At 50.1% G+C, this 12,840-nt stretch carries 13 protein-coding genes; 4 read left to right on the top strand and 9 right to left on the bottom strand.

All coding sequences use genetic code 11. The features are described from left to right. Positions 1-88 precede the first annotated feature (88 nt). The 4 genes from rstA (at position 89) to AB8846_RS19670 (ending at position 2,988) form a co-directional block, all read left to right on the top strand. The gene (rstA, locus tag AB8846_RS19685; RefSeq protein WP_063143057.1) at positions 89-805 is read left to right on the top strand and encodes a two-component system response regulator RstA; all 717 of its coding nucleotides are present in this window, start codon (positions 89-91) and stop codon (positions 803-805) included. 250 nt (positions 806-1,055) lie between these two features. Continuing rightward, entirely contained in the window at positions 1,056-1,316 is a 261-nt protein-coding gene (locus tag AB8846_RS19680; RefSeq protein WP_063142992.1) for a hypothetical protein, read from the top strand. A 450-nt stretch (positions 1,317-1,766) separates the two neighbouring features. Beyond that, positions 1,767-2,222 carry a hypothetical protein gene (locus AB8846_RS19675; RefSeq protein WP_370733467.1) on the top strand — a complete coding sequence of 152 codons (456 nt, stop codon included), beginning with the start codon at positions 1,767-1,769 and terminating at the stop codon, positions 2,220-2,222. An 88-nt stretch (positions 2,223-2,310) separates the two neighbouring features. Continuing rightward, entirely contained in the window at positions 2,311-2,988 is a 678-nt protein-coding gene (locus AB8846_RS19670) for an SOS response-associated peptidase (RefSeq protein ID WP_047647951.1), read from the top strand. Positions 2,989-3,903: 915 nt separating this feature from the next. On the opposite strand, the gene AB8846_RS19665 is transcribed toward AB8846_RS19670, so the two are convergent. The 9 genes from AB8846_RS19665 to AB8846_RS19625 all read right to left on the bottom strand — a co-directional run bounded on the left by AB8846_RS19665 (position 3,904) and on the right by AB8846_RS19625 (position 12,829). Then, positions 3,904-5,172 (bottom strand): Y-family DNA polymerase, encoded by a 1,269-nt coding sequence (locus tag AB8846_RS19665; RefSeq protein ID WP_370733466.1) that lies wholly within the window; start codon positions 5,170-5,172, stop codon positions 3,904-3,906. A 2-nt stretch (positions 5,173-5,174) separates the two neighbouring features. After that, entirely contained in the window at positions 5,175-5,594 is a 420-nt protein-coding gene (locus AB8846_RS19660) for a translesion error-prone DNA polymerase V autoproteolytic subunit (RefSeq protein ID WP_252046687.1), read from the bottom strand. A gap of 196 nt (positions 5,595-5,790) precedes the next feature. Next, positions 5,791-7,050 (bottom strand): phage tail protein, encoded by a 1,260-nt coding sequence (locus AB8846_RS19655; protein ID WP_370733464.1) that lies wholly within the window; start codon positions 7,048-7,050, stop codon positions 5,791-5,793. 58 nt (positions 7,051-7,108) lie between these two features. Continuing rightward, positions 7,109-7,342: a cor protein gene (locus AB8846_RS19650; RefSeq protein WP_370733463.1), complete on the bottom strand. Its 234-nt coding sequence runs from the start codon at positions 7,340-7,342 to the stop codon at positions 7,109-7,111. Between the two features lie 111 nt (positions 7,343-7,453). Then, positions 7,454-8,131 (bottom strand): hypothetical protein, encoded by a 678-nt coding sequence (locus AB8846_RS19645; RefSeq protein WP_370733462.1) that lies wholly within the window; start codon positions 8,129-8,131, stop codon positions 7,454-7,456. Beyond that, a complete protein-coding gene (locus tag AB8846_RS19640) occupies positions 8,131-8,433 on the bottom strand; it encodes a hypothetical protein (RefSeq protein WP_370733461.1) in 303 nt (100 codons plus the stop codon). The genes AB8846_RS19645 and AB8846_RS19640 overlap by 1 nt, the downstream gene beginning before the upstream one ends. Next, positions 8,433-11,882 carry a host specificity protein J gene (locus AB8846_RS19635; protein WP_370733460.1) on the bottom strand — a complete coding sequence of 1,150 codons (3,450 nt, stop codon included), beginning with the start codon at positions 11,880-11,882 and terminating at the stop codon, positions 8,433-8,435. Before AB8846_RS19635 ends, AB8846_RS19640 begins: the two co-directional genes overlap by 1 nt. Before the next feature lie 54 nt (positions 11,883-11,936). Further along, complete coding sequence (locus AB8846_RS19630) at positions 11,937-12,203, bottom strand: hypothetical protein (protein ID WP_370733459.1); 267 nt, start codon at positions 12,201-12,203, stop codon at positions 11,937-11,939. Then, positions 12,200-12,829 (bottom strand): tail assembly protein, encoded by a 630-nt coding sequence (locus AB8846_RS19625; protein WP_370733458.1) that lies wholly within the window; start codon positions 12,827-12,829, stop codon positions 12,200-12,202. The genes AB8846_RS19630 and AB8846_RS19625 overlap by 4 nt, the downstream gene beginning before the upstream one ends. Positions 12,830-12,840: the final 11 nt, after the last annotated feature.

Raw genomic sequence — 12,840 nt, 5'->3', positions numbered from 1 at the left:
TAACGGAACCGGCGTTAATTTTGAAAGATTAATGGAAGGTTAAGGTTTCGCGGTGTATGTTGGCTTTTTTCACGAAAACAGACGCTGTATGAATAAGATTGTTTATGTTGAAGACGAACCCGAAGTCGGGCAACTGATCGCTGCCTATCTGGGTAAACATGATATGGACGTCATTGTTGAACCTCGCGGCGATCGTGCCGAAGAGGTGGTCGTCCGTGAAAATCCGGATCTGGTGCTGCTGGATATCATGTTGCCAGGCAAAGACGGCATGACGCTCTGCCGCGACCTGCGCGCCCAGTGGGAGGGGCCTATCGTCCTGCTCACCTCACTGGACAGCGATATGAACCACATTTTGTCGCTGGAGATGGGTGCCAATGACTACATTCTGAAAACCACACCGCCTGCCGTCCTGCTTGCACGCCTGCGCCTGCATTTGCGCCAGCACGCCAGCATCGAACGCGAAGCGCCCGCGCCGTCTCTGACGCCGCACAAAGCGATGCGCTTCGGTACGCTGTCTATTGACCCCATTAACCGCCAGGTGCTGCTCTCTGGCGAGCTTATCGCCCTCTCCACCGCGGATTTTGACCTGCTGTGGGAGCTGGCAACGCACGCCGGGCAAATCATGGACCGCGACGCGCTGCTGAAAAACCTGCGTGGCGTGAGCTATGACGGAATGGACCGCAGCGTTGACGTGGCGATTTCGCGTCTGCGTAAAAAGCTGCAGGATAACGCTACCGAGCCCTACCGCATTAAAACCGTGCGTAATAAGGGTTACCTGTTTGCCCCACATGCGTGGGAAACCTGATCGCGTCTCCCGATAAGACAACCCGTGCGAAATGAAGGCATTGCGCGACGATGCCCTTCTTTCGCGCGTTTATTTTTACGTTTGCGCAACAATTGACTTGCTAAGCACGCGAACTATTCCATAATTACCTTCTCGACTCTCCTTTTTTCAGCTCGCCCCGCTCATGCGACCGTTTTACTCATTTTCACCGTGAAGCTCTCACGATACCTCTCCCATAAAATCTTGATATGAGGATTTAAGCCCATGAAATATGTATAGCTACAGTCAGGTAGAAGCCATCAAAACCAATCTTGAATGGATTGTTAATCAGGCAGCGCTTAGCCATTCCTCCCCCTCACGCGCCGATCGGAAAGCGCTCTTTGATCTCCTTGAACTCATCCAGTCTTACGAAATTCTCCTGGATTTAATTAACGAATTTGGGGCCGATGTGATTGATATGCACATTGCGGAAGGACTGGCCGTAACGGAAACGCTCATCGCCAAGGTAAAAAACAGCGCGAAAGCCATGTAACACGCTTCACAGACATGAAAATATCGCCGGGTTTTCATGTATATTCTGCACAAAGCGTTTCTTCGGTGAGATCCAATGAAAAAGCTGTTTGTGCAGTTTTAGTGTGCAGAAAATTCGCAACTCATTGAAATTCAATTATTTCCCACGATATCAGTGAGTTAGCCCGAAACGTTTAACAGACATCTACGGACGTGCACGGTCTTTTTTGTGCCCCTATCGGTGTCCCTACTTTCAAAATGCCCCCAAATTTGCCCCCAAAATTCTGATTCGATTAGCTGATTTGCGCGCACGTTTCCAGTTTTTAAACCTCCTGCTTTACTGCCCCCAACTCCCAACAGCATAATCACCGTGAATGAGTTGTATGACTTAATCGGCGTGCGCTATTTTTTTGATTACTGCTTGTTTGCATGGCATTACTTCACTCCCCTTTGACATTTGAGAAGGACTTTTATGAAACAATTATTCTCTCGCCTTCCGGAGGAATTCCTCCACACTCACCTCGGTAAATTCAGATTTGGATCCTTTGACGACATTCCAAAAGACGATGAACCGTTTGTCTACCCTAAGTTCAGCGACATTCGTTTCATTCTACCTCCAGTGTTTGCTCAAGAGGGTGGATGCATCATTGTTGCCGATGGTTTAAAAATTCTGGAAAGCATGGGGGATGAGGCATTTAACATCGACCCAATTCGCTGGCACAAAGTTAAAAGCTACATTGCCAACGGTATTGTCGAGTATCCGGAGATGACCTCGCCATTCCGTATCATGGATGGTCGGCACAGAACCCTGGCTCTTACTCAACTTTATCCTGGTATAAAAATTCCTGTTATCATCCCTCATAGCCTTCACAGTGAAGTTATTGAAACAGGAATTTTCAATAAAGCGATCGTTGAACCAATGCTTTAACTGGAGTAGATAGACAGGCAATGCATTGGTACCCATTTAGCGTGCTTATCTGTGCCTATACTTTCAGTCTGACAACTGGAGGTGCCCGATGTGTGGACGTTTTGCACAATCCCAAACCCGTGAAGAATATCTGGCATACCTGGCCGATGAAGCAGATCGCAACATCGCCTATGACCCCGAAACGATCGGACGTTACAACGTGGCGCCAGGCACAAAAGTACTGCTGTTGAGCGAACGCGACGAGCATTTGCATCTCGATCCGGTGCTCTGGGGTTACGCGCCCGGGTGGTGGAATAAGCCGCCACTGATTAACGCGCGCGTTGAAACTGCAGCCACAAGCCGCATGTTTAAGCCGTTATGGCAACACGGTCGGGCAATCTGCTTCGCAGACGGTTGGTTCGAATGGAAGAAGGAAGGCGAAAAGAAACAGCCCTACTTCATTCACCGGGCCGACGAGCAACCCATATTTATGGCGGCAATCGGCAGCACGCCATTTGATCGTGGAGACGAAGCAGAGGGCTTTCTGATAGTTACGTCCGCAGCTGGTAAAGGTCTGGTTGATATTCATGACAGGCGGCCACTGGTTTTGTCACCGGAAGCAGCACGCGAATGGATGCGCCAAGATATAGGCGGGAAGGAAGCTGAAGAGATAGCAGCCGACGGTGCAGTGCAAGCAGACAAGTTTTTCTGGCACGTGGTATCGCGCGCTGTGGGTAATGTTAAAAATCAGAGGCCGGAGTTAATCGAGGCAATAAATGCAATATAATCGAACGAAAAAAGAAATAGAATGATTTTATGCTCAAATCCATAAATCTCCATTGACATTATACACCACGTCACGTTACATATATTGAACATTCTTTATAAATTACAACAGCAATGACATAACCACCCAAAACACAGGGAGGCCAGAACATATTTTCTAGTGAAGACAATAAAGTCAATACAAACACCTGAGAAAATATTAACTTTTTTAGTTTATTCATCATAGCTAAAGCACGCCCCCCCTTCACCACTCCCAACGAAATAAATCGCAAGACATTAATATCATTGATATTGGTATTTTAGAATGATATTCCTCTAATTATTCCTATTGATTGACATCACCTAACCAATAACGATTAGTCAAGAATTATTAACTTTTACTCCCCTTCCAAAATATAGAAAATAGTCCAGCAGTCATTATAACTATATTGTTCTTCATTTGGGGGTGATGTCCCCCTTTTTTAGTTTACATTGAGCTTATAGTAACATAATGATCACAAAACCATAAAGAAGGCACAAATAATCATTGATAAAATAGAATGTGGTGCCGGGTGCCTCCCGGTGTTTCTCTTCCAGTCTCAAGAAACGCGAGCATACTGCAAAATTTGACTGTTCGCCCCTCCGCTTAGGGGGATTCACCACATATTTAAACTATTAGATTTACGAAATCTAGTCAAAAAAAATAAGCATTATGCTTTCAGTCTCAATCATACATAATTATCTCCCGGGCTAAACATGCAATTTTTGGCACTTTAAGTATACGATGAAAAAAACCCGCCATTACAAAGCGGGGTACTGAAGGTTCAGAAAGGTTGTGTACCATAGCATTGCTTAGATTCAAGCATTTTGAGGCTAGTATAATTTTTTATTCTTTGCCAGGACTTAAAATTTTTGTATCGCTACTAAACGATAGCAATTATCTAACTACTGGCAGATCTGTTAGTCGAGTCGTATATCGAGGAGATAACATTTCACGCTTCATCTGCCACTGCTGCTGTATTCCCTGCCCGGCAAAGTAGAGAGTTCCTTTACCCTCTTTCGCGTTCAGGTGATCTAGCACCTCCATCAACCTTTTACTACCGGACCGCGGCGCGTTATCGTCAAAAAGGTTGAGCTGTGCCACGCCCTGGCTGAAGAAGTCACCTAGCATGATTCCGGCTTTCTGGTACCGGTGACCGTCTTGCCAGATTTTGTCCAAGCACTTTACTGCAGCGTTGATAATGTCACGTGAATCCTGAGTGGGGGTGAGAAGCTTCATTGATGCACTGTTGCCATAATATGGCTCATTTAGGGCAAAGGGTGATGTCTTCACGAACGCCGAGATAAAACGGCAATACTGATGTTCACCCCGCAGTTTTTCAGCACCACGGGCAGCATAGCTGCAGATAGCCTGGCGCATCTGTTCATACTCAGTAACGCGTTCTCCGAATGACCGGCTGCAGACGATTTCCTGCTTAGCTGGTGCAAACTCCTCCAGATCCAGACATGGTTCGCCGCGCAGCTCCCGGACAGTTCGCTCCAGGACGACATTGAAGTGCTTCCGAATAATCCACGTACTCTGCTCTGAGAGGTCGAGAGCCGTTTTGATGCCCATGGCGTTGAGCTTCTTACTGATGCGCCTGCCGACTCCCCAGACGTCCTCCACCGGAACCAGAGCAAGCAGTCGGCGCTGGCGATCGATATTGGATAGGTCCACTACCCCGCCCGTTTGCCGCTGCCATTTTTTAGCGGCATGGTTTGCGAGCTTCGCCAGTGTCTTTGTCTGGGCAATGCCAATACCGACCGTCAGGTGCGTACGCTTCAGAACTGTAGCGCGGATCTCTTTCCCGAAGTCTGTCAGGTCACGACAATTTCGAACACCAGTCAGGTCACAAAAAGCTTCATCGATACTGTAAATTTCGGCGCGGGGGCTCATTTCCTCCAACGTTGTCATCACCCGGTTGGACATGTCAGCATAGAGCTCGTAATTACTGCTGAAGCAAACAACACCAGCGCGCCGGAATAGATCCTTTTGCTTAAAGAAAGGCTCTCCCATGGTAATTCCGGCGGCTTTGGCCTCGGCGCTGCGCGCGATTACGCAGCCGTCATTATTCGAGAGAACAACCACTGGCCGCCCTTTCAAATCGGGCCGAAACACCGTCTCGCATGATGCGTAGAAAGAATTCACATCACAGAGCGCAAACATATTCAGCTCGCAGATTTAACGATGAAAGTAACAACGCCGAAAACATCAAGCGTGTCCTCGCTACCGACAATAATCGGCGAGTAAGCGCTGTTCATAGGATTGAGCTGTACGGTCGGGCGCAGCTGCAGGCGCTTAACAGTGAACTCCCCTTCCACCGCGGCGATGACAATGTCACCATGCTCAGCAGTGCGTGAGCTGTCCACCACCAGCAGATCACCGTCGCTGATCCCGGCTTCGATCATTGAATCACCCGCGGCTTTAACGAAGTATGTTGAGCTCGGGTGAGCAACAAGTAACTCATTGAGATCGATACGCTGTTCAACGTAATCAGCCGCGGGGCTTGGGAAACCACACTGTACTAAGTCACTGAAAAGCGGAAGAGAGATAATTTCTCGCAGTTCTGTTGGCCTGATGAATTCCATTGTATACACCTCAAATACTGTTTTTATATACAGTAGTTTTATTTGTTAGTGTCCGCAAGATACAGGCCCTACCGTCACTGCTTAAAGCTTCGCCGTTTCGTTTCTAAGTTTCTCTCTCGTTTCGAATTATGAGTTTTGTAAATTTTATACTCGTAACCATTCTTGAACAGATTTAAACCAGTATTGAAACGGACCCTTATTCACCTTCATCTGCAGTCATGGCCAACTCCGCCGCGATAATTCTTTGGTTGTGCAGAGAATCGACTGGCATTTCTACACGGACGGACAAAAACTGGTCGCGGGGAATATCGACCGGATCCCCCTCGCTAATACCCTGTATTTCGTTCCTGGCGAATGCAGGCGCGCCAGGATGTGTTCGATGATAGGTTTTTACCAGCACAGAACCATCAGCATTTACTTCATAATCCAGCCAGATGAGAGGCTGTTTGTTCCTGTCAGTTGGGATATCAAAACCGCCATCAATGCCGCCCCAGGCCGCATCAGAGTTAAGCCCCTCACACCCTTCAACCAGATATTCACCGATGCCCAGACGAGTTACAGTGCAGCCATCTGATTCATCATTAGTCTGGTATGATCCATCCGAAAACACTTTAACCACAGGCGATGCTGCTTTGAGCGTGCCATCGCTGGCTCTGGTGGTATTGCCCGTGGTGTAAGCCTCATGATATGACCAGGACGAGCCACTGTAATATGAGAACCAGGTTCTCCTGAGTGAATACGACTGGTGAATACGGGTTGGCCTGTTCCCTCTGTTAATGGTCAAAGTTGTCAGATCCGCTGAAACACCAATTTCAGAGTACCCATCCCCTGCAGAACCATAAAATCCTGATGGGGTACTGCCATCTTGTAAGCGGATACTTGCTCCGCTAGGAAATACAGCCCCCACACCAAAATCACCAACGGAAAGCATATCCCCGGAGGTGCTGTAGGCGTTTCTCGTGGCGCTACTTCCCAACTCGAGGTTTGTGCGAGCGTCTTCCACCTTCGTTGCGCCGGTACCGCCCTGGTTAACCGGCAAAGCTCCGTTGCTCCCCTTCTGCAGTAATTTCCCAATGGCCGGGATTGATAAACTGGAGCCATTGATCGTGACGGTGATGTTTTGGTTGGAGTTCGTGGTTGCGAACGTCTCCCACGCGCCAATGTTCTCGTCATACTCTTTGATAAGCTGCGACATAGCCTGTGCCAGGCCGTCGACCGAGATATTGTCCGACACAAGAATTCCATACTTCTGGCCGCTCAGCGCCGGGGATGCAGCAGGCGTGATCGTCATTGACGTGGCGCTGTTCACTGCTGAAATCTGGAACATCTGAACCGGGTTAGACATGACGATAATCGTCTGGCCAGCGCGAACTTGGCTGGCGGGCGCCGTCCAGTTTGTGCTGGTGCCGGTTGCGGTATTTCCGTTAATGGCAATGGTGCCAGTGTTATAAAGCATATTTTCTCCATGCAATAAAAAACCCCGCCGTAGTGAGGTTTGCATTCAAGGTCGTGAGTTATTTGCAGGTCGTGCTTGTAAATGTGTTCGCACTTACCCAACGCCAGTTAAAGGGATATCCGGCCCGGTATTGCGTCTGGTTGTTTTGTCTTCGAACGCCGTAAATCATCACGTTATTCTCATGTCCACCCATATATGCCGTGCCGCTGCAAATCGGTTCCTGTTTCTCAAGTACACCAGCGCAACCAGACAGCATTAAAGCGCCCGCCATGCTGATAACTAGCTTTTTCATTTTGTTAGTATCCAGAGCAATTCAGTAGCTTAGACGATATCAATACAAAATTGATGGGTATAATTGATTAGATAGATCAATTATTTGTTATTGATCGCTCAAAACGATCAATCAGTCATAGGCTGTGGTGTTGATGGCCGTCAATGCTATTCCTGTTGTTGTCCCTCCTGCTGCAGAACCGGTAGCTGTTGTAGAAGGCGCGGCATTTATTCTGGTCGACGAACCGTTAAAGCGGCATCCTGCATAGGCTGTTATATTCACGATTGTTGGAGGCTTGGTATTGTTATTCTGGACGATTTGAGAGCCCAGAATTGCAGGCGCTACCGCATAGCTACCCTGCAAAGTAACATCAATGTTTATCCCCCCCGTTGAGGCTCCTGGCGTTCCGACAGTAACGAGGTCAGTGAGTACGCGGCTTTCGTTTGTCAGTACCAGCTTCCCGGCTTCATCCCAGACAGCAAATCCCCAGTCGGGCAACGTCTGTGGAAAGATAGCAAAGATGTACGCAGTTAAAGTATGTGACTGACCATAAGCGTTACTGGAGCCAACGAGTATATTTCCTCCTGACCTGGTTGCCCCGACCGTAGTGGGCTGAGCTGTATTACTCGTTTTGCAAAAAACCATCGCGGGATAAGAAGCATCCAGTGCTACTGTTGCAGAGGCTCCGTGATATGCCCCGTTTGCTGCTGAATTAACCACTACCTTTCTGTATAGACAAAACGGCGTGGACTGAGGCGTAATAAACGGATTTCCGCTTTCCAGCGCAATCAGTGCGCCAAAATCTGCCATTATGCATTCTCCACGAAAACTACCAGTTCACATTCCGAAGCGGGATAATTTCCAATGCCAACTTCGCTGGCAGTGCTGAGAGTGATAGTTTTCCCGTTAGCGATAATGCGACGGCCCACCGAGACGCCGCCCTTATCCAGAGATACGACAAATCCAACCTTCATCCCTGCCGGAATGGTAAACGACCAGCTTCCCGAAGTTTGCCCCTCAGAAAGCTGAATACGCCCCACCACTGATACAGGCTTGATACCGTAGTTGTTCGGCTTGCCGTTGGCGTCCCAAGTCTGAATACCCCAAGCCATTAAAACACTCCTGTAAGTTTCCCAATTTGAACACGAAGCCTGTTTTTATCTCGTACGCTCCAGGTAATGTTTGTCTGCCTCACCGCACCTTCACCATCACTGCCGTAGTTTTCCCATGTGCCGCCTTTATCCAGTTTCCACCCTGCAGAACCTGCAACGTAATTGTTCGACTGGATGAAGTTGCCGATCTTGGCGTTGCTGATGGTACCGTCCTGGATGAACGTATCCCGGATGAAGGTCTGTCCGTTCTGGATTACGAACGGCAACGAGACCGACCCACCAGCCTGCGCCATTACCGCGAAACGGTCAGCCACAAACAGCACCTGCGATTGCATGCCGGAAGGCGTATTCTCAACTCCGATCCCCATCCCGGCGGCATACTGACGACCGTTGGCGTCCACCGCCACCTTGATGTTGTACATCGCGTTGATGTTGCCGTTTACATCAGCCACCGCTTGCGCCGTCTGGTTGATAGCCGCGGTCTGTCCATTCACCGTTACGGTGATGGAGTTGATCTTCGTGGCCGAAGCCTGCGTAAAGTTAGCAAGGGTTTCGGTCAGGTCAGACGCGTTGGAGATGTTCCCGCCGGCTGAGGCATCCAGCGTCACCAGCGCGCGGGAAACTGCCTGGCTGGTATCCGCAATAGTGGTGTCGATACGGTCGATGCTGGCACTGTTCCCGGCGTTCGTTACGGTTTGAGAACGGCGGGATGTAACCTGTGCCAACCCGTTCTGAATAATGGCGATTGCAGAGTTCTTTACACCACTGGACATTCCATCCTTCGATACCGACATCTCGTCGATCTTCACTTCGGCCTGGGCCAGACCATCGGCATTTTCCTGAATAGCCTTTGCCTGCTGCTCCAGTGCGTCGGCGTTCTGTTTAATGTCGTCGACTATGCCAGCAATTTTTTCATTGCTGTCCACAGCGTTCTCGATGAGGTCTTTGAACGTGTCGGAATCTTTTATTTCGTCCAGGATTACATCGGTGACATCGGAAACATCGATGCTCGCCTGTCCGCGCACCCAGTCGGTGTATCCGGACTCGTTGCCGGTTCGGTCCACCAGCTGCGCGCGGTACCAGAAAATCTGCCCAGCCTTAAGGCCCATCTGCTGATATTTGCGCTGCGGGTAAGGCACATCGGCCAGTAGCATCGCATCGTCTTCTGTACCGGTCAGGCTGTACTGTATTTCGGTCTTCAGCGTGTCGTCGGTATTCGCCGGGAATCCCCAGTTCAGTTCGATACCGAATACCACGTTTTCAGAAGCGATGAAGCCAACCGGCTTCGGTGGATTGCCCACTTTACCCGTCAGCGTTTTCTCATCTGAATAACCCCATCCGGATGAAATTTCTGCGGCATTGATTGCGCGCACGCGCACCAGGTAGCGCCCGGCATAAATCCCCGGGACGTCGAATGACGTGGTAGAGCTGCGCGGTACGTTAACCCAGTTTCCGTCATTGCGGCGCCATTGCGCTTCATAGGCGATAGCGTTCTGCGCCTGGTCCCAGCTCACGCGCATCGTTTCGACGCTGATATTTTGCTGCACCACAGAAAACGAGCTGATCACGATGTTCGCAGGCGGCGATTGGTTGCCCGGCGGGATCACGCTCACCGGCCGCTGGTCAATGATGGCTCCGGTATCAATGCGATCGAATTTATCCGGATCGTGATTTGCACCGACGATTGTGAACGTGCCGTCATTATTATCAGTTACCGTAATAACGCGATACTGCTGTGCGTAGAGCTCATCAGACTCAATGACCCATACGGCCTCAGCCACAGGCGTTTCGCTGTAAGCGGTCGTAACGGTCACTTTATTGCCCGTAATCGACTGAATGGTGCGTGACTGAGAAACACCCGATGGAAGATTGACAATCATCCTGTCGGCTGCCGAAGCATCCGGCGCCCTGTCCAGCGTCAGCACGCGACCATTCACCGCAGAAATACGACCGCCCAGGTCGCGCCCGGAGAGATTTCGGTCCGCTACAGCAATTACATAGCCAGGCTGTGGGATGTTGCCATCTTCCCCTACGTTGAAAGTAACAACACGATCTTTATTGTTGGTTAGGATCCCCCATCGCCCTTTGCGATTCGCTTCCGACTGACGGGTACAACCGATCGCAGTTATCTCAAGTTGATTAAACCCATAACGAGCAACCAGCGCCTGCTCAAAAACAGGCTCCATCGCATCAGAATAAGCGTTATCAGGATCAGACCAGGACACCAGCGCATTGGTGTAACGGTTCTTTGTGGTGCTGCTGGAATAGGTAAAGCGCCCATCAATAACGTTCGCATGCGTGTATGTAAAATCAACATCTCTCGGCATGTCCGCCAGCGCCACAATCTGGTCGTCGCCCCAGTAGGTCATCCCACGGAAGATGGCAGCAAAATCGCGCAGGACCGTATAAGCGTCGTTGCGTTCCTGAATGTACACGTTGCAGGTATAGCGTGGTTCGGTACCACTTCCGCCTTTGCCGTCCGGTACCATTTGATCGCAATACTGTGCAACCTGGTAGAGCGTCCATTTATCTATGTTGGCCGTTGTCAGACGATCCCCAAGTCCGAAACGGTCGCTAACCACCAGGTCGTAGAAAATCCATGCAGGGTTATCTGTCCAGGCCCATTTAAATGTCCCAGCCCACGTACCGCTATAAGTGCGGGTTTCGGGGTCGTAAGTATCCGGTACGCGGATAACGCGGCCGCGGGGTTCGCAGGAGATCTGCGGGATAGAGCCGTTAAACTGGCTGGAATCGAATTCGATATAAAGCAGCGCTGTGTTCGGATAGCGTAATTTGGCGTCAATTACCTCGGTGAAGCTCTGCAGCAGCATCGTGTCGCCGATCTTCGCGCTGTTGGCATCAGACGTAATCTTACGGAGTCGGATTGTCCAGGTGCTGCCAGCCTGAGGTAAATCAATACGGTGGCTGCGCTCGTAACCTGACGTCGTTTTGCCGGTCACGCTGGTATTGAGTACCGTCTGCCATGTGCCGCCGTCCGTCTGCAGGTCAATCGCATAATTAACCGAGTAACCGACCAGATCGCCGTCGTCCTCCTGTTTGAAAAGCGAGGGCCATTTCAGACGCAGGCGAACAGCTGAAAGCTGCGTATTGGTAAACGTGCGCGTCCACGCTGTAGCGCTCGATACCTCAGTTCCCACGTTGATTTCGTTTTCGGTACCGGGTATGCCCTGAATATATTTTTGCGCCTGAGTTCCCGCGCGAAATTCCCACGTGACGCCGCTGAAGTTTTGGGAGCCGTCAGCATTCTCCAGAGCCGTTCCGTCCAGGTAGATATCTTTCGCCGTCAGCTGCCCTGCAAATTCACCCTCCCCCAGTGCAACGAGGATTTTTGCCTTTGCTACAGATTGCAGATCATCAGGCTGTTCGGTAGGGGTGCGGGAACTGGAGCTTCCGCCCTTGCGGCCTTTTATAGCGATTGCAGTTGCCATATTGCGCCCATAAAAAAAGCCACCCGAAGGTGGCTTATTTCTGAAGAAAATTAGTTAGATATTTGTTTCGCTAAATGGGTTTACAAAGTCAGCTTCAGCTTTGAAAAACGGACAATCGCTTGAAGTCGTTACTGATACAGGAAGACCGTTATCTTCAACGTCATATAGCTTGGAATATTTATCAGAAATCTTTCCTGAAAAATTCTCGCGGCAAATAACATCTTCACCACGTGTTACTGTCACTTTCGCACTCCCACCGATTAAAATGCCTTCATCGACTCGCTGTAGGCCTGAAATAGTCATTCTCAAGTATTTTTTCATTGTTGATCCTCGACATAAATCCCGGCAGAAATAATCGCGCCGCCGATTCGCCGGCGGCCATAAAGAAGTGGTACCGGATTCCCCTGGGCTGTCGTGTTTGTTACTCCACCAAAGGCGTAGCTGGCTTGGTTATCCGCAGATTGCTTACTGGCGAGCCCGGTTGTCTGTGGAGAAAGCATCTGGACTACGCCGCCGATCGCCATTGATGCCCCAATCCCCGCCACAGCGCCCCATCCACCAGCGAAAGCGGTACCACCAATCCCAATCGCGGCCCCTCCCGTGAAGAACGCAGCAACAGCGACAAGGGCAACCCCGAGGATTGTCTGAAACACCCCGGCTCGCTTACTGCCGATGATCACCGGCGCGATGCGGATTTCCTCTGTGCTCCTGTCCATACTGAGCTCATCGTTTAAGAGGTTACGCTTACCGCTGAATACCGCATAAGTTAAACCTCGTTGCTTACTGGTATTCAGGAAACGCTCAAAACCCGGCACGATAACGCTCAGGGCACGAATGGCCTCTTTTGGTGAAGCTACTGATAAACGATATTCACGCCCGAAGGTGGCGCCCAGCACGCCGTACAATCGAATTGTGCGGACCGGCTCAACATTGAGTAATGCAGCCATTTTTCCCCCAT

Source organism: Enterobacter sp. KB-221C9, from assembly GCF_041320715.1.
Taxonomy (GTDB): domain Bacteria; phylum Pseudomonadota; class Gammaproteobacteria; order Enterobacterales; family Enterobacteriaceae; genus Enterobacter; species Enterobacter asburiae_D.
This window is presented reverse-complemented; position numbering and strand designations above follow the sequence as displayed.